The following is a 15,303-nucleotide window of genomic DNA, read 5'->3' as shown; positions in this document are numbered from 1 at the left end:
GGGCGAGCATGTCGCAGGCTACACGGATTCTTACAGCCCTGGTCGGCGGCATCGCGATCGGCATCGCCGCGGCAGCCTGGTCGCCGGCGAATGCGCTGGCGGTGACGGCGGTGACGCAGCCGCTCGGTTCGGCATGGCTGCACGGATTGCAGATGGTGATCGTGCCGCTGATCGTCGGGTTGCTGGTCACCGGCATCGGCGCCACCGCCGAGGCGGCGCGGGCCGGACGGATCACCGGCCGCGCGATCCTGATGATCGTCGTCATCCTGTGGAGCACGACGATCATGTCGGCGTTCGTCATGCCGTTGCTGCTCGACCTGTTCCCGCTGCCAGAGAGCCTCAGCACGGCATTGCGCGCGGCGCTGACGACGGCGGCGCCGATCGGCACGGTGCCGGGGATCGGCGCATTCTTTGACGGGATCGTGCCGACCAACATCGTCGCGGCGGCGGCGAGCGATTCGTTCCTGTCGCTGACGGTGTTCGCGCTGGCGTTCGCGTTCGCGATCACGCGGCTGCCATCGGCGCAGCGCGCGATCCTGACCGGGTTTTTCCAAGCGGTGGTCGATGCGCTGCTGGTGCTGATCGGCTGGGTGCTGAAGCTCGCACCGATCGGGATCTTCGCGCTCGCGTACGGCGTCGGGGCACGGACCGGGACTGCGGCGTTCGGGGCGTTGCTCCATTATATCGTCTGCGTCTCGGCGATCGGCTTCATCGTCTTGCTCGCAGCCTATCCGGTCGGGATGATCGGCGGGCGGGTATCGCTCGGACGCTTTGCGCGGGCAGTTGCGCCGGCGCAGGCGGTGGCGATCAGCACGCAGTCGTCGCTCGCGTCGTTGCCGGCGATGCTGAAGGGGTCGGTCGATCTCGGCGCGTCGCCTGCCACCGCGGGCATCGTGCTACCACTGGCGGTCGCAATCTTCCGTGCGACAAGCCCGGCGATGAACCTCGCGGTCGCGCTGTACGTCGCGCACTGGCTGGGCGTGCCGATTGGTCCGGCGCAGCTGGCCGCGGGGGTCGCGACGGCGGCGATCACGACGATGAGCTCTGTGTCGCTGCCGGGGACGATCAGTTTCGTCGCGTCGGTCGCGCCGGTTTCGCTCGCCATGGGGGTGCCGATCGAGGCTTTGGGGCTGCTCATCGCGGTAGAGACGGTGCCCGACCTGTTTAGGACCGTCGGCAACGTGACTATGGATACCGCCGTCACCATCTCCGTGTCTGCGCGGTCCGATCACGGGGACGGCGCTCAGGAGATATCCCATGAAATATCGCACGCTCGGCCCTGATTTCGAGGTTTCTGCGCTCGGGCTAGGCTGCATGCCGATGGCCGGCATCGGCAAGGGCATGTACGGCGAGGCCAACGCCGACGAGAGCATCGCCACGATCCACCGCGCGATCGAGCTTGGCGTGACGCTGTTCGATACCGCCGAGATCTATGGCCCGCTGGTCAACGAGGAACTGCTCAGCAAGGCGATCCGGGGAAAACGCGACGGCGTCGTGATCGCGACCAAGTTCGGGTTCCGATACGACGAGAACGGGATGACCGGGGTGGACTCGACACCGGCCAACGTGCGGCGGGCCTGCGAGGGATCGCTGAAGCGCCTTGGCGTCGAGACGATCGACCTGTTGTACCAGCACCGCGTCGATCCGGGCGTGCCGATCGAGGATACGGTCGGCGCGATGGCGGACCTCGTTCGCGAGGGGAAGGTTCGGCATTTGGGGCTGTCGGAGGCGGGGCTCGACACGATCCGGCGGGCGGCTGCGACGCATCCGATCGCGGCTTTGCAGAGCGAATATTCGTTGTGGGAGCGCGGCGTGGAGGAGGCGATCCTGCCGCTGTGTCGCGAACTCGGGATCGGCTTTGTGCCGTATTCGCCGCTGGGCCGCGGGTTCCTGACGGGGCAGATCACGGCGCGGTCGGACTTGCCTGAGGGCGACTACCGGCGGAACGACCCGCGATATTCGGAGGAGAACTTCGCCAAGAACATGGAGATGGTCGCGGTGGTGAAGGGCATTGCGGATGCGCATGACGCTTCGCCTGCGCAGATCGCGCTCGCATGGTTGCTGGCGCAGGGCGACGACGTCGTGCCGATCCCGGGGTCGAAACGACGGATCACGCTGGAGGACAGCATGAAGGCGGCGGACATCACGCTATCGGCCGACGATCTGGCGAAGCTGGATGCGGCGGCGCCGCGGGGCGGGACGGCTGGGCCTCGCTACGGCGAGAAGGCGCTGTCGATGACGCGGATCTAGCGTCCTTGCGCCGAGCGGGGCGGATCGTCGTTCGCGGTCGTCGAAAACGATCTCCCCGCTACAGCCAGGCGAGCCCAGCCAGCAGCGCGCCCACCAAGGCGGCGGCGCCCGCGACCCACAGCAACCACCGCCGCCCGGTCAGCGCGGTAATCGAGGCCAACGCGATCGCCACCTGGATCGCGGTGACGGCCAGCGCGAGCTTCATATGCGGCCGCAGCGCTTCATCCGACTCCGCGTTCGCCGCCGCCGATTGTCGGTCGAGCGCCTCCGCCTCCCGCTTCAGCCCAGCGCCCCGCGCCTTGTACCGCGCGATATCGGCGCGGTGTGCGGACATTTGGTTCGCATCGGACGCGAGCGGCGCGAGATCGACCTCCATCTGCGCGATATGCCGCTTCAGATCCTCGGCCTGATAATACCCCCACGCATCCGACGCCTGAGCCTTGATCAGCACTGCCTCGTTCTTGTGGAGCAGGGCCTCGTTCTGTGTATGCCCACCGAGAAAACTGGTGACGGCGGCCAGGGTCGCCAGGATCGCAGTGAACAACGCGATGCGCTGGTCGAGCGCCTCACCACTGGCGGCTCGTTCCTCCGACAGCCGTTCGTGCAACCCGCGCACTTCGAAATCATCGTCCATGCCCGCCGCTGTGGCGCTCCGCGCGTGACTGGACCCTGATGATCGGGTGACATATCCGTCAGCGCGCCATGATCCGCACCCGCTCGATACTGCTCGCTCTCGCGCTACTCGCCGGCTGCGCGGCGCCGTCGGTGGAGACCGTTGCCCCGAGCGATCACTTCAACGGCACGCGCTTCTTCAACCCCGACGGCGTGCAGGGCAGTAGCGGCGAACAGAAGCAGGGGCCTGTCGGGCTGCTCCGCAATCTGGTGAAACCGCCCTATCGGAGTTGGCCCGAGGTTCCCGTAACCCCGTCGCGACCGCCCGCGCGCGTCGACGGGCAGACGATGCGCGTCACCTGGATCGGCCATTCGACCGTGCTGGTGCAGGCCCAGGGGCTCAATATCCTGACCGATCCCATGTGGCTCGAGCGCTCGTCGCCGGTCCAGTTCCTCGGCGTGAAGCGCGTCCGCCAACCCGGCGTGCGGCTGGCGGACCTGCCGAAGATCGACCTCATCCTGCTCAGCCACGATCACCGCGACCATCTCGACATGACCGCGATGCGAACGCTCTGGCACCGGGACAAGCCACTGATCGTGACGGGTCTCGGCAACGACCAAATCCTCGCCCGCAACGGCGTCCGCGCACTCGCGCGCGACTGGGGCGGGCGCGTGACATTGCGCCCCGGCATCGACGTGATCGTCGAGCGCGCGCATCACTGGAGCGAATACGACCCCGGCGACCGCGACAAGACATTATGGGCGGGCTTCACCGTGACGCTGCCCGGCGGGAACCTGTATTTCGCGGGCGACACCGGGCCGGGCGACATGCGCTGGGCAACGCAGGCGCGGGCGGCAGGACCGGTCCGGCTCGCGATCCTGCCGATCGGCGCGTATCATTTCGAAGGGCACGAGACCGACAACCACATCGGCCCGGACCAGGCGGTGACGGCGTTCGAACAGCTCGGTGCGGCGTATGCGATCGGCGTCCACTGGGGGACGTTCGAGCTGACGTCCGAGGGTATCAACGAACCACCGGACCACCTCCGCGCGGCGTTGGCACGCCAACACATCGCGGCAGACCGCTTCCGCACGCTGGAGGTCGGCGAGGCCTGGGTCATCGAATAACCGTCAGCCTCCTCTCCTGGAAGGGAGGGGCAGGGGTGGGTAGGCCCGCTCGAGCCACAACCGTTCCACGATCCGGAAACCGACCCACCTCAACCCCTCCCTTCCAGGGAGGGAGCAAGGCGACGCCTCAGACCGCCGCGCGCAACGCCAGCGCCCGCTCGAACACCGCGTCGAACATCTCCGCCGTCAGCACGCCGGTATTCACGTTGTAGCGCGAGCAGTGGAAGCTATCGATCAGGATGCGACCATCGGGCATCACGTGCTCCGCACCATGCGCGAACCGTGCCTTGGGTAGCCGCCCGCCGAGCATCTTCACCGCCGACTGGTGCGCGATATGCCCGAGCGCGACGAACACGCGCGCGGTCGGCACCGCGTCCGCCTGTTTCTCCAGAAACGGCCGGCAGGTGCGGATTTCCTCCGGCGTCGGCTTGTTCTCCGGCGGCAGGCATTTCACCGCGTTGAGGATGATCGCACCGTCGAGCGCCAGACCGTCCTCGGCCTTCGCGCCGTACGTGCCCGTCGCAAGCCCGAACCGTCCGAGCGTCTCATACAGGAACTGCCCTGCATAATCCCCGGTGAACGCGCGGCCCGTGCGGTTCGCGCCATGCTTGCCGGGCGCGAGGCCGATGATGCCGAGCCACGCGGCGGGATCGCCGAACGCAGGCACCGGCGCGTTCCACCAGGTCGGGAACTCGATCCGCAGATGTTCGCGCACCCCGACGAGGCGGGGGCAGAGCGGACAGTCATGCGGAGGCTCGGTCTTGGGCAGTGCGGAGACGGGCGCGAAGACGGCCGTGACGTCGACCTCGCCGGCCTCTTCGACGGTTTCGGGAAGCTCGGTGGTGTAAGGTGTGGAATCCATGGGATTGCGCTAGGCGGACCAAATGTCGCCTGCAACCCCGCTACCGCCGATCGCGCAGGCCGCAACCTACGCGATCGCGCTCGGTTCGAACCGACGTGGCCTTCACGGAAGGCCCGAGCGCGAGATCGCCGCCGCGCTGGAGGCGCTCGGCAATGTCCTCGCGCGCTCGCCGACCGTTGCCAGCGCGCCGCTTGGGCCCTCGAACCGCCGCTACGCCAACGCCGTCGCGCTGATCACGTCCGCGGAAGACCCCGCTACCCTGCTCGTTCGCCTGAAGCGGATCGAACGCAGCTTCGGCCGTCGCCCCGGCCGCCGCTGGGGCAGCCGCGTGATCGATCTCGACATCATCCTCTGGTCTGGGGGCGCCTGGTCCTCGCTCGGACTCACCGTCCCGCACGCCGCGTTCCGCACCCGCAGCTTCGTGCTCGGCCCGCTCGCAGGCCTCGTCCCGACATGGCGCGATCCGCTGAGCGGGCGAACGATACGGCAATTGGCGCAATCGGTTGACCGAAAGCGGCCACGCGATTAGGTGCGCGGTCCACGATGGCGGGGGTCCGTAGCTCAGTTGGTAGAGCAAGCGACTTTTAATCGAGAGGTCCCGGGTTCGAGCCCCGGCGGACCCACCATCGACGGCACGCCGCCCGAAGGCGCGCAGCGACGCCTGCCCGCGGTTCTCGCCGGCGCATCCGTCGCGGCGGTCGGCATCGTCCTCATCCTGCTCGTCGGTCTCGCGGTAGGCCATTGGCCGTTCGCGTTCGATCGGTCGATCATACTCGGCCTTCGCGCCTGGGGCGGCCCGTCCTGGCTGCCAAAGGTCGCCGCGGACGTCACCGCGCTCGGCGGCGGCATCGTCCTGACGATCGTCGTTGTGATCGTTGCCGGCCTGCTGATCGTCCAGCGGCTCTGGCTGACCGCGATCGCGATCGTCGCAGCCAGCGTCAGCGGCAACATCATCGTCGAGCTGGTCAAACTGCACGTCGCGCGTCCGCGCCCCGATATTGTCTCGCACCTCGTTACCGTCACGCATATGAGCTTCCCCAGCGGACATTCGGCGAACAGTGCGATTATCTACCTCACGCTCGCCGGCCTCGCCTCGCAGGTGACGCGGGATCGCACTACACGGGCGTATATGCTCGTCGTCGCGATCCTGCTCGTCGGCGCGATCGGGTGCAGCCGGGTGTATCTCGGCGTCCACTGGCCGAGCGACGTCCTCGCCGGCTGGAGCTTCGGCACGCTCTGGGCGCTAGCGTGGTGGCTTGCGACCGCCCGCGTGCGCACCTCAATCGGCGGCGAGCGCTAGCAGCGCCTTCGCCGCCTTCAGATGCGGCGCATCGACCATCCTGCCATCCAACTGGAGCGCGCCCGCGCCCGGATTGGCGGCGAACAGGTCGACGATCGCCTGCGCCTTGGCGCGCTCTTCGTCCGACGGCGTGAAGGCCGCGTTGATCACCGCGATCTGGCTTGGGTGGATCGCCATCATCCCCGTGAACCCGTCGCGACGACCGCGCGCGGCATAGGCGGCAAGTCCGTCCAGATCGCGGAAATCGGGATAGACCGTCTCGATCGCCGCCACCCCGCCGCATGCGCACCGAACAGAGTCAGCGACCGCGCGAGCTGGTACGGCGCGGTGTACGATCCATCCGCCTCGCGCGAGGTCGCGGCGCCGATCGCCGCGGGCAAGTCCTCCGCGCCCCAGGTCAGCCCAACGAGCCGGTCCGTGACGCCGCCATAGGTCCCGAGCGCGAAGATCGCCGCGGGCGTCTCGGTCGCGATCGGCAGGATGGCGATGTCACCGCTGAGCTTTGCATCGAGCGCGGCGAGGCTTGCCGCGCCTTCCGCCTTCGGCAGCACGATGCCATCCGGATTAGCCGAGAGCACGGCAGCGAGGTCGTCGTCCGCCAGCCCCGAGTCGAGCGGGTTGATCCGCACGAACAGCGGCATCGTCCGCGGCTCGGCAAGGAACGCCGCGACGTGTTCGCGTGCCGCCGCCTTGCCAGCGGGCGCGACCGAATCTTCCAGGTCGAGGATCAACGCGTCCGGCCCCAGCCCGAGCGCCTTGACCATCCGCTCAGGGCGATCGCCCGGCACGAACAGCAGCGAGCGGAGTCTCACCGACCCTTCTCCGCCAGCGCGCGCTCCCACGCCAGCGCATCGCGGACGATCCCGTCGAGATCGGCATGGCGCGGCGTCCAGTCGAGCCTTTCCAGGATCGCGCGATTGTCCGAGATCAGCATCGCCGGATCGCCCGCGCGACGCCCCTCAAGGCGACGTTCGATCGTACGGTTGGTGACCTTGTCGACCGCATCGAGCACGTCGAGCACGGAGAAGCCCTTGCCGTAGCCGGCGTTGAGCGTGTGGCTCTTGGTCGGTTCGGCGATCAGCACGTCGAGCGCGGCGACATGCGCGGCGGCGAGGTCGGTGACGTGGATGTAGTCGCGCACGCCGGTGCCGTCAGGCGTGTCGAAATCCGTGCCATAGACACCGACCGCGTCGCGCTTGCCGGTGGCCGCCTCGACGGCAATCTTGATCAAGTGTGTCGCGCCGACCGTCGACTGGCCGCTGCGCCCCTGCGGATCGGCGCCGGCGACGTTGAAGTAGCGCAACGCCGCGTAGTTCATCGGGTGCGCCGTGGCGACGTCGCGCAGCATCGCTTCGGTCATCAGCTTCGACATACCGTACGGGTTGATCGGCACGGTCGGATCGCCCTCCGCGACCGGCACCTTCTCGGGCGTGCCATAGGTCGCGGCGGTCGACGAGAAGATGAAGTGCGGCACGCCCTCGACCACCGCGCTTTCGATCAGCGCGCGACTGGCGGCGGTGTTGTTGCGGTAATATTTGAGCGGATCGCTGACCGATTCGGGCACCACGACCGAGCCGGCGAAATGCATGATCGCGCGGACGCTGTGCTCGCGGATCGCCGCGCGAACCTTCGCATCGTCGGCGACGTTCGCCTCGACCAGTGCCGCGCGGCGATCGACCGCCCAGTCGAATCCGGTGACGAGGTTGTCGAGCACCACGACGTCATAGCCTGCGTCGAGCAGCGCCAATACCGCATGGCTGCCGATGTAACCGGCGCCGCCGGTGACCATAACCTTACCGTCGATCATACGCGTCTCCTCTTTGTTGCGCGGTAGCGGCTTCCTACATTGGCGGAAAGGAGATCGTTGATGACGGATTATGTGACGCTGGCCGGCGGCTGCTTCTGGTGCACCGAGGCTGTGTTCAAGGATGTGATCGGCGTCGAGAGTGCCGAGAGCGGCTATATCGGCGGGACCGTGCCCAACCCAACCTACAAGCAGGTGTGTGGCGGCGACACCGGCCATGCCGAGGCGATCCGGATCGGCTTCGACCCCGAGCAACTCAAGATTGGCGACCTGCTCGACATCTTCTTCGCGACGCACGACGCGACGACGCTGAATCGGCAGGGCAACGACGTCGGCACGCAGTATCGTTCGGCGATGTTCCCGGCGGACGACGCGCAGAAGGCCGAGATGCAGGCGGCGCTGGAGCGGGCACAGGCGGAGTCGCTCAAGCCGATCGTCACGACGATCGAGCCGATGGACACGTGGTACGAGGCGGAAGGTTATCATCAGGATTACTGGGAGACGTCGGGCCGCTCGAACCCGTATTGCATGGCTGTGATCCCCCTAGCTGCAGAAGCTCCGCAAGAGCTTCGCGGCGCGGTCGAAGGCGGCGGTGAACGCGTAAGGCAGAATGGGTTCACACTAAGGCGCAAAGATGTAGAGCGTGGATAGCCCGTCCCGGCCTATCAAAACGCTTGAAACCTCTTCGCGCCTTTGCGCCTTCGCGTGAACCGATCTTGTTTTAACGATGCGCAGCACGGCGAAGACGATCGTTGATCGCTTCGCCGATGCCGTCGAACGGGATCGGTGCGACGGCGATCTTCGGGCTCTCGTTCGCATCGGCGGCGTGGAGCAGATCGAACAGCTTCGCGGCCGCTTCGACGAGGTTTCCTGAAGCGGATAGGGTCACGTCACCCGCAACGTCGCCAAAACCGATCAGCCACTCGCCCACGGTGGCTTCGGCCGCATTCAACCGAAGCAACTTGCTTGGTGAATAATGGCTTTCAAGCTGTCCGGGCGCGACCACGATATTCCCCCGGCGAAGGCCGGGGCCCGATTGGGGAACGGTCATGATGAAGCTCGTGCTCCGTTACATCCGACGTTCCAATTGGGCCCCGGCCTTCGCCGGGAGGCGCGCGAAGAGCGCTTCGGCAGTGATCGGCCCTGGCCGCAACACCGTCCGCCCCGCCACGATCGTCGACTCCAGCCCAGCCTCGGTAGCCCCATCGTCGATGATTAACGGCACGTTCCCTCCAAGCTCCCCGCAACATGCGCCGCCGTGGTCGGACTGATCCCCCCGCTCGCATTGGCCGAGGGCGCCGCCAACGGCCTGCCCGAAGCGGCGATCAATCCCTGCATGGCCCGATGCCGGGGCACCTGGATCGCGATCGTCGCCAACCCCGCCGTCACCAGCGAAGCGATCCCCGAATCCTCCCGCACCGGCAACACCAACGTCAGCGGCCCCGGCCAGAACGCCGCCGCCAGCGCGCGCGCCTCCGCATCGAACACCGCGATCCGCTCGGCCGCCGCCAGATCCGCCACATGCACGATCAGCGGATTGAAACTCGGGCGCCCCTTGGCGGCGTAGATCCGCGCCACTGCCTCGGCGTTGGTGGCGTCCGCCGCGAGTCCGTACACCGTCTCGGTCGGCACCGCGACGATACCCCCGCCGCGAATCATCGTAGCCGCCTCGGCGATCGCCGCCGTGCCGTAAGGTAAAATCACAGGGTGTGGACGGACCATGTCACAGGCCTATAGCGGGTCCAAACCGTAGCGATAAGAGGATGCGATGGCCTTCACCCCAGCAACCACCGAACAGCGATTCCTGCTCGACCATGTCGTGCGGATCGACCAACTTGCCGCGACCGAACGCTATGCCGCCGCCAGCGACGACGTCGTCGACGCGGTCCTCGAAGGGTCGGGCAGTTCGCCGCCGGCGAATGGGCTCCGCTCAACCGCACCGGCGACACCGTCGGCGCGAAGTGGACCCCGACGGCGTTGTCATGCCCGACGGCTTCGCCCAGGCGTACAAGGATTACGTCGAAGGCGGCTGGGGGACGATCGGCGTCGAGGAGGAATGGGGCGGCCAGGGCCTGCCGTTCGCGATCCAGACCGCGGTGCTCGACACGCTCGGCTCTGCCAATATGGGTTTCGCGCTCTGCCCGACGCTGACCGTCGGCGCGATCGAGGCGCTCCAGCATCACGGCTCACCCGAGCAGCAGGCGCTCTATTTGCCCCATCTCGCGACGGGCGAATGGACCGGCACGATGAATCTCACCGAGTCGCAGGCGGGCTCCGACGTCGGCGCATTGCGCGCGACGGCGACTCCCTCGGTGACGGCAAGTGGAGCATCAAGGGCACCAAGATCTACATCTCGTTCGGCGACCACGACATGGCGCCGAACATCGTCCACCTCGTCCTCGCGCGGACGCCGGGCGCCCCTGCGGGCACCAAGGGCATCTCGCTGTTCCTCGTCCCCAAGTACCGCCTCCAGGAAGACGGCACGCCGGGCGATTTCAACGACGTCCGCGTCGTCTCGATCGAGCACAAGATGGGCCTCCACGCCTCGCCCACCTGCGTCTTGAGCTTCGGCGACAACGACGACTGCGTCGGTGAGCTGATCGGCGCGGAACTCGGCGGTATCCGCGCGATGTTCACGATGATGAACAACGCACGCCTCAACGTCGGCCTGCAGGGCGTCCAGGTCGCCGAGGGCGCCACCCAAGGCGCGGTCGCCTATGCGCTCGACCGCGTCCAGTCGGCCCGCGCCGGCTCGCCGAACAAGGAATCGGTCAAGATCGTCGAGCATCCCGACGTCCGCCGCATGCTCATGCGGATGAAGGCCCAGACCCAGGCGGCACGCGCACTTGTCTACTACGCGGCGGGCCAAGTCGACCGCGCCAATCTCGGCGACCACGCGGCGCGCAACCGGCTCGAACTTGTCACGCCGCTGGCGAAGGCGCACGGCACCGACATCGGCAACGAGGTCGCCTCGCTCGGTATCCAGGTCTATGGCGGCATGGGCTATGTCGAGGAAACCGGCGCCGCGCAGTATTTCCGCGATGCCCGCATCACGCCGATCTACGAGGGCACCAACGGCATCCAAGCGGCGGATCTGGTCGGGCGCAAGCTGGGGTTGGACAATGGCGGCGCGTTCGCCACTTTGATCGCCGACATCCGCGCGGAGGCGAAGGACGAACGCCTCTTGGCACTGGTCGACGCCTGCGAAGCGATCGGGCGCAGACTCGCCACCGCGGACGCCGACGACAAGCTCGCCGCGAGCTATCCCTTCCTGACGATGCTGTCGGTCGCAACCTGCGGCTGGCTGATGGAGCGGCAGGGCGAGGTTGCCGGCACCGATGATTTCGGCCGCATGAAGACGGCGGCGGTGCGCTTCTACCTCGATCAGATCGTCCCCGAGGCGATGGGCCTCAACGCCGCCGCCAACGCGAGCGCGGCGGTACTCTACTCGATCGAGCCGGAACTCTTCGCCGCCTGATCGCCCCTGACGAAAGCCCGGACCCAGCGTCCCGCCAGGGGAGGATTGAAGGTCGCGTCGCCCTACTCGACGGCTGCTCGCGGCAAACGGTATGGGGCAGGGGAATTATGGGAAATCCTGCCTGATGTTCGATCTCGAAGCCTACCTCGCCCGCGTCGCCATGCCGGCGCGTCCGACCCTCGACTCGATCGGTCTCGGCCGGCTCCAGCAGGCGCACCGGTTCGCCATCCCGTTCGAGGATCTCGACGTCGTCCTCGGCCGCGGCATCGCGATCGACAGCGAGTCGGTCTTTGCCAAGCTCGTGACCGCCCGCCGCGGCGGCTATTGCTTCGAGCATAATCGTCTGTTCCTCGATGCGCTCACTGAACTCGGCTTCACCGCTCGCCCGCTGCTCGCGCGTGTCTGGTATGCCGCGACCGACGTGCCGCCACCGCAGACGCATACGTTTGCGCTGGTGACGATCGACGGGCAGGACTGGATCGCAGACACCGGCTTCGGCGGCAGCTATACGCCGGTCCTCCTGCTCGCCGACGGCGCCGAGGCGGCAGCTCCCGATGGCGCGCGTTTCCGGCTGGAATCGACCGAGCAAGGCTGGATGCTGCTCCGCGACGGCGATCCGATGACTACCGACGGCCGCGGATCGGGTGAGGGGTTCCAGCCACAATACAGCTTCACGCTCGCTCAGGTGTTCGACGCGGATCTCGAGCTGTCGAACCACTGGACCTCGACCGCGCCCGCCAGCCGTTTCACGCATACCGCGATCGCCAGCATCGTTTTGCCGAACGGATTCGCCTCGCTGATCGGGCGCAATTATCGCCGGCGTTCCGGCACGGACACGACCGTCGGCGAGATCACCGACCCGCGGGTGTACCGGATGCGGATGAGCCTGTTGTTCGGGATTGACCTGAGCATCGAGGATGTCGAGGCGCTGGGACTGTTCTGAAGTTCGACCACTTCCCTTTGTGCTGAGTAGCGACCGAGTAGCTGCGCAAGCAGCGTATCGAGGGCGCGTATCGAAGCATGGGTTCCGTGCGCCAACCTGTCCTTCGATACGTCCTCTCGATACGCCGCTTCGCGCCTACTCGATGACTACTCAGGACGAACGGAAAGGGGGCAGGACGTAGGACGGAACAAGGGAATGCAGAACGAATGACGGGAGGGGTTTCAGGCCCGCTCGCGCTCCAGCAGGTCATGCGCATCCAACCCCAGCAGAACGATATGCCCCAGGATCCGCGGCCACTGCGTCGTCACGAAATTCTCGCGCTCGGCCACGCGCAACGCTTCCGCGGCACCCGGCATCACGAACATGCCGACGCCACGCCGGACCTCGACATACCCGTCGTCCTGAAAGCTCTGATACGCCTTGGCGACCGTCAAAGGGTTCGCCCCTGCTCGGCGGCGAACGCACGTACCGACGGCAACTGGTCGCCCGCACGATAGTCGCCACGGAGAATTCCCGCTGCGATCGTGCTGCGGAGACGGATGTATACGGGGCTGTCGTCGCTGCTGAGCGCTGTCATGCTGTTCTAATACAGCAATCGGGCGATTAGTCGAGTCTCACGATCCCCAGTGCGAGACGAGGCGTGCCATATCGGGGCGGGGGCGTTCGTCGAGCGCACGCGACGGCGTGCCGATGAACATGAACCCGGCGATCCGCTCCGACGCGGCCCCGAACGCATCGCGCACCGTATCCGAGAACGCCGCCCAGCCGGTCAGCCAGCCGCCCGCGAACCCCTCCGCATGGACCGCATGGAGCAGGTTCATGCACGCCGCCCCGCCGATAATTCCTGCTCCCACACCGGAATCTTGCTCTCCTTGGGCGACGACAGGACCACGACCAAAGTCGGCGCCTGATGCGCGAACTGGTCGAGCGACTCCAGTTCCAGCCGCGACGCATCGGGTCGTTCGGCCAAGTACGCATCGGTGATCAGCGCCGACAGAGCCGCGCGGCGTTCGTCCCCGACGACGACGAACCGCCACGGCGCCAGCTTGCCATGATCGGGCGTCCGCGCCGCGATCTCCAGGATCGTCGCGAGCTGGTAGGAATCGGGCCCCGGCGCAATCAGGTCGCGGGGCTTGCCCGAGCGGCGGGTGGCGAGAAGCGAGAGCGGCGTCGAGCGGTCGTTGAGCATGCCTCGCCAGATAGGCTTTGGCGTCTGATATTTACAGTCCGGGCTTTGTCGTTAAGTTGCGCGCCATCAAGCGCCCGTCAGCGGCGCACACACGGAGCATTACCACCACATGGCCAGCGCAATCCCCAAGGCGAGCAGGGGCAGCGGCGTTCCTGCCGATGCAAAGACGTTTTTCGGGCACCCGCGCGGGCTGTTCATGCTGTTCTTCGCCGAGCTGTGGGAGCGCTTCTCGTTCTACGGCATGCGCGCGATCCTGGTGCTGTACCTCACCAAGCACTTCCTGTTCGCCGAGCAGCCGGCCTATGCGATCTATGGCGCGTACACCTCTCTGGTCTACATCACGCCGATCATCGGCGGCTATCTGTCCGACCGGTTCCTCGGACCACGTAAGGCGGTGCTGGCGGGCGGCGTGTTCATCACGCTCGGCCATCTGCTGCTCGCTGTCGTCGAGGCGCCGCAGGGCGTGCAGGGCACCGCGCTCAACGGCTTCTATCTCGGCCTCGCCTTCATCATCGTCGGTACGGGCTTCCTGAAGGCGAACATCTCGGTGCTCGTCGGCAAGCTTTACGCGCGCGACGACATGCGGCGCGATGGTGCGTTCTCGATCTTCTACATGGGGATCAACACCGGCGCGTTCGTCGGCCCGATCGCGGTCGGGATCCTCGGCGAGACGGTCGGCTGGTCGTACGGCTTCGGCGCCGCTGGGATCGGCATGGCGCTGGGCCTGGTCGTGTTCGTGCTGTTCCGGCGCGAACTCTACGACGTCGGCGAGTCCCCTGCCCCCGAAAAGCTGGCGTCTAAGCCGATCGCCGGCCTGTCGGTCGAATGGCTGATCTACCTCGGCGGGCTCGCCGGCGTCGCGGTATCGTGGTGGCTGGTGCGCAGCCAGGGCGTCGTCGGCACCGCGTTGATCGTCGCATCGCTCGCGACGGTCGGCTACATCCTGTGGACCGCCGTCGCGAAACTGCCACGCGTCGACCGCGACCGGATCTTCGCCGCGCTGTTCCTGATCGCGCTCGCGCCGCTGTTCTGGGCGCTGTTCGAACAGACCGGGTCGTCGCTGAACGTCTACACCGACCAGTCGGTCGACCGCGTCGTGTTCGGCTGGTCGATACCCGCCTCGGTGTTCCAGTCGGTCAATCCGTTCTTCATCATCACGCTGGCACCGGTGTTCGCCGCGCTCTGGACGCGGCTCGGTCGGGCGGGACGTGAGCCGAGCGCGCCGTTCAAGTTCGGCATCGGGCTGATCCTGGTCGGTGCAGGCTTCTTCGCGCTGACGCTTGGCGCACCGGCACAGGGGCTGACGCCGGCGATCTTCGTCGTGCTGCTCTACATGCTGCACTCGATGGCGGAGCTCTGCTTCTCGCCGATCGGACTGTCGTCGATGACGCGTCTGTCGGTGCCGAGCATGACCGGGCTGATGATGGGCACGTGGTTCCTCGCGACGGCGGGCGGGAACTTCCTTGCCGGCCTGATCGCACAGGCGACCGGCGGCGAGGGCGCCGGCGTCGAGCGGGTGCTGGAAGTGTACGGCCGGATCGGCTGGGTCGCGATCGGGATCGGCGCGGTCGTGCTGGTGCTCGCACCGTTCGTCACCAGGCTGATGCACCTCGACCAGCTGGGTTCGGTCGACCACGCGATGGCGGGGCAGAACGAACTGGGCGAGCCGGGTGCCGCCGGGCTCGATACGCGCGACGAGCAGGTCCCGCGGAGGTGAAGCCGGCCCGCCCCTTTGCG

At 67.1% G+C, this 15,303-nt stretch carries 10 protein-coding genes, 1 tRNA gene and 6 pseudogenes; 10 read left to right on the top strand and 7 right to left on the bottom strand.

Translation table 11 applies throughout. The features are described 5' to 3' along the window. Positions 1 to 8: 8 nt before the first annotated feature. The gene (locus AC0IX7_RS16020; protein WP_471812806.1) at positions 9 to 1,283 is read left to right on the top strand and encodes a dicarboxylate/amino acid:cation symporter; all 1,275 of its coding nucleotides are present in this window, start codon (positions 9 to 11) and stop codon (positions 1,281 to 1,283) included. Further along, positions 1,258 to 2,250 carry an aldo/keto reductase gene (locus tag AC0IX7_RS16015; RefSeq protein WP_471812804.1) on the top strand — a complete coding sequence of 331 codons (993 nt, stop codon included), beginning with the start codon at positions 1,258 to 1,260 and terminating at the stop codon, positions 2,248 to 2,250. Before AC0IX7_RS16020 ends, AC0IX7_RS16015 begins: the two co-directional genes overlap by 26 nt. A gap of 58 nt (positions 2,251 to 2,308) precedes the next feature. Here the strand turns inward: AC0IX7_RS16015 and AC0IX7_RS16010 are convergent, their stop codons facing one another. Then, a complete protein-coding gene (locus tag AC0IX7_RS16010; protein ID WP_471812802.1) occupies positions 2,309 to 2,884 on the bottom strand; it encodes a DUF4337 domain-containing protein in 576 nt (191 codons plus the stop codon). A 68-nt stretch (positions 2,885 to 2,952) separates the two neighbouring features. On the opposite strand from AC0IX7_RS16010, the gene AC0IX7_RS16005 reads away from it, so the two are divergent. Beyond that, on the top strand, positions 2,953 to 3,990 hold the full coding sequence (locus AC0IX7_RS16005; protein WP_471812800.1) for an MBL fold metallo-hydrolase: 1,038 nt from the start codon (positions 2,953 to 2,955) through the stop codon (positions 3,988 to 3,990). Between the two features lie 127 nt (positions 3,991 to 4,117). On the opposite strand, the gene AC0IX7_RS16000 is transcribed toward AC0IX7_RS16005, so the two are convergent. Next, on the bottom strand, positions 4,118 to 4,852 hold the full coding sequence (locus AC0IX7_RS16000) for a uracil-DNA glycosylase (RefSeq protein ID WP_471812798.1): 735 nt from the start codon (positions 4,850 to 4,852) through the stop codon (positions 4,118 to 4,120). A gap of 22 nt (positions 4,853 to 4,874) precedes the next feature. Between AC0IX7_RS16000 and folK the strand changes: the two genes are divergently transcribed. From folK to AC0IX7_RS15985, 3 genes are all read left to right on the top strand, one after another. Beyond that, a complete protein-coding gene (gene folK, locus AC0IX7_RS15995) occupies positions 4,875 to 5,381 on the top strand; it encodes a 2-amino-4-hydroxy-6-hydroxymethyldihydropteridine diphosphokinase (protein WP_471812796.1) in 507 nt (168 codons plus the stop codon). 21 nt (positions 5,382 to 5,402) lie between these two features. Continuing rightward, a tRNA-Lys gene (locus tag AC0IX7_RS15990) sits at positions 5,403 to 5,478 on the top strand. A gap of 242 nt (positions 5,479 to 5,720) precedes the next feature. Next, positions 5,721 to 6,152, top strand: coding sequence for a phosphatase PAP2 family protein (locus AC0IX7_RS15985; protein WP_471812794.1), 432 nt, complete (start codon positions 5,721 to 5,723; stop codon positions 6,150 to 6,152). Here the strand turns inward: AC0IX7_RS15985 and AC0IX7_RS15980 are convergent. Next, a pseudogene (locus AC0IX7_RS15980) lies at positions 6,132 to 6,964 on the bottom strand (HpcH/HpaI aldolase/citrate lyase family protein). The gene AC0IX7_RS15985 and the pseudogene AC0IX7_RS15980 overlap by 21 nt on opposite strands. Continuing rightward, positions 6,961 to 7,959 (bottom strand): UDP-glucose 4-epimerase GalE, encoded by a 999-nt coding sequence (gene galE / locus AC0IX7_RS15975; protein ID WP_471812792.1) that lies wholly within the window; start codon positions 7,957 to 7,959, stop codon positions 6,961 to 6,963. Before galE ends, AC0IX7_RS15980 begins: the two are co-directional and overlap by 4 nt. A 60-nt stretch (positions 7,960 to 8,019) precedes the next feature. Here galE and msrA point away from each other — a divergent pair. Then, positions 8,020 to 8,560: pseudogene (gene msrA / locus AC0IX7_RS15970) on the top strand (peptide-methionine (S)-S-oxide reductase MsrA). A gap of 117 nt (positions 8,561 to 8,677) precedes the next feature. Here the strand turns inward: msrA and AC0IX7_RS15965 are convergent. Then, a pseudogene (locus AC0IX7_RS15965) lies at positions 8,678 to 9,678 on the bottom strand (L-threonylcarbamoyladenylate synthase). Positions 9,679 to 9,724: 46 nt separating this feature from the next. On the opposite strand from AC0IX7_RS15965, the pseudogene AC0IX7_RS15960 reads away from it, so the two are divergent. Together AC0IX7_RS15960 and AC0IX7_RS15955 are read left to right on the top strand one after the other, a co-directional pair. Further along, positions 9,725 to 11,434, top strand: a pseudogene (locus tag AC0IX7_RS15960) (acyl-CoA dehydrogenase). A gap of 124 nt (positions 11,435 to 11,558) precedes the next feature. Then, the gene (locus AC0IX7_RS15955; RefSeq protein WP_471812790.1) at positions 11,559 to 12,377 is read left to right on the top strand and encodes an arylamine N-acetyltransferase family protein; all 819 of its coding nucleotides are present in this window, start codon (positions 11,559 to 11,561) and stop codon (positions 12,375 to 12,377) included. Positions 12,378 to 12,598: 221 nt separating this feature from the next. On the opposite strand, the pseudogene AC0IX7_RS15950 reads toward AC0IX7_RS15955, so the two are convergent. Beyond that, positions 12,599 to 12,954: pseudogene (locus AC0IX7_RS15950) on the bottom strand (GntR family transcriptional regulator). Between the two features lie 37 nt (positions 12,955 to 12,991). Then, positions 12,992 to 13,566: pseudogene (locus AC0IX7_RS15945) on the bottom strand (nitroreductase family protein). Positions 13,567 to 13,675: 109 nt separating this feature from the next. On the opposite strand from AC0IX7_RS15945, the gene AC0IX7_RS15940 reads away from it, so the two are divergent. Next, entirely contained in the window at positions 13,676 to 15,283 is a 1,608-nt protein-coding gene (locus AC0IX7_RS15940) for a peptide MFS transporter (protein WP_471812788.1), read from the top strand. The last annotated feature ends 20 nt before the right edge of the window (positions 15,284 to 15,303 follow it).

The sequence above is a fragment of the Sphingomonas sp. AC411 genome (assembly GCF_979253035.1).
The sequence above is the reverse complement of the archived record's forward strand: the minus strand, read 5'-3'. Positions and strand labels throughout refer to the sequence as shown.

What these genes read in the sequence shown, in the direction of transcription:
- AC0IX7_RS15955 (WP_471812790.1), top strand. Translation starts at nt 11,559, where the DNA reads ATGTTCGATCTCGAAGCCTACCTCGCCCGCGTCGCCATGCCGGCGCGT.
- AC0IX7_RS16020 (WP_471812806.1), top strand. Translation starts at nt 9, where the DNA reads ATGTCGCAGGCTACACGGATTCTTACAGCCCTGGTCGGCGGCATCGCG.
- AC0IX7_RS16005 (WP_471812800.1), top strand. Translation starts at nt 2,953, where the DNA reads ATGATCCGCACCCGCTCGATACTGCTCGCTCTCGCGCTACTCGCCGGC.
- AC0IX7_RS15940 (WP_471812788.1), top strand. Translation starts at nt 13,676, where the DNA reads ATGGCCAGCGCAATCCCCAAGGCGAGCAGGGGCAGCGGCGTTCCTGCC.
- AC0IX7_RS16010 (WP_471812802.1), bottom strand. Translation starts at nt 2,884, where the DNA reads ATGGACGATGATTTCGAAGTGCGCGGGTTGCACGAACGGCTGTCGGAG.
- AC0IX7_RS16015 (WP_471812804.1), top strand. Translation starts at nt 1,258, where the DNA reads ATGAAATATCGCACGCTCGGCCCTGATTTCGAGGTTTCTGCGCTCGGG.
- folK (WP_471812796.1), top strand. Translation starts at nt 4,875, where the DNA reads ATGTCGCCTGCAACCCCGCTACCGCCGATCGCGCAGGCCGCAACCTAC.
- AC0IX7_RS16000 (WP_471812798.1), bottom strand. Translation starts at nt 4,852, where the DNA reads ATGGATTCCACACCTTACACCACCGAGCTTCCCGAAACCGTCGAAGAG.
- galE (WP_471812792.1), bottom strand. Translation starts at nt 7,959, where the DNA reads ATGATCGACGGTAAGGTTATGGTCACCGGCGGCGCCGGTTACATCGGC.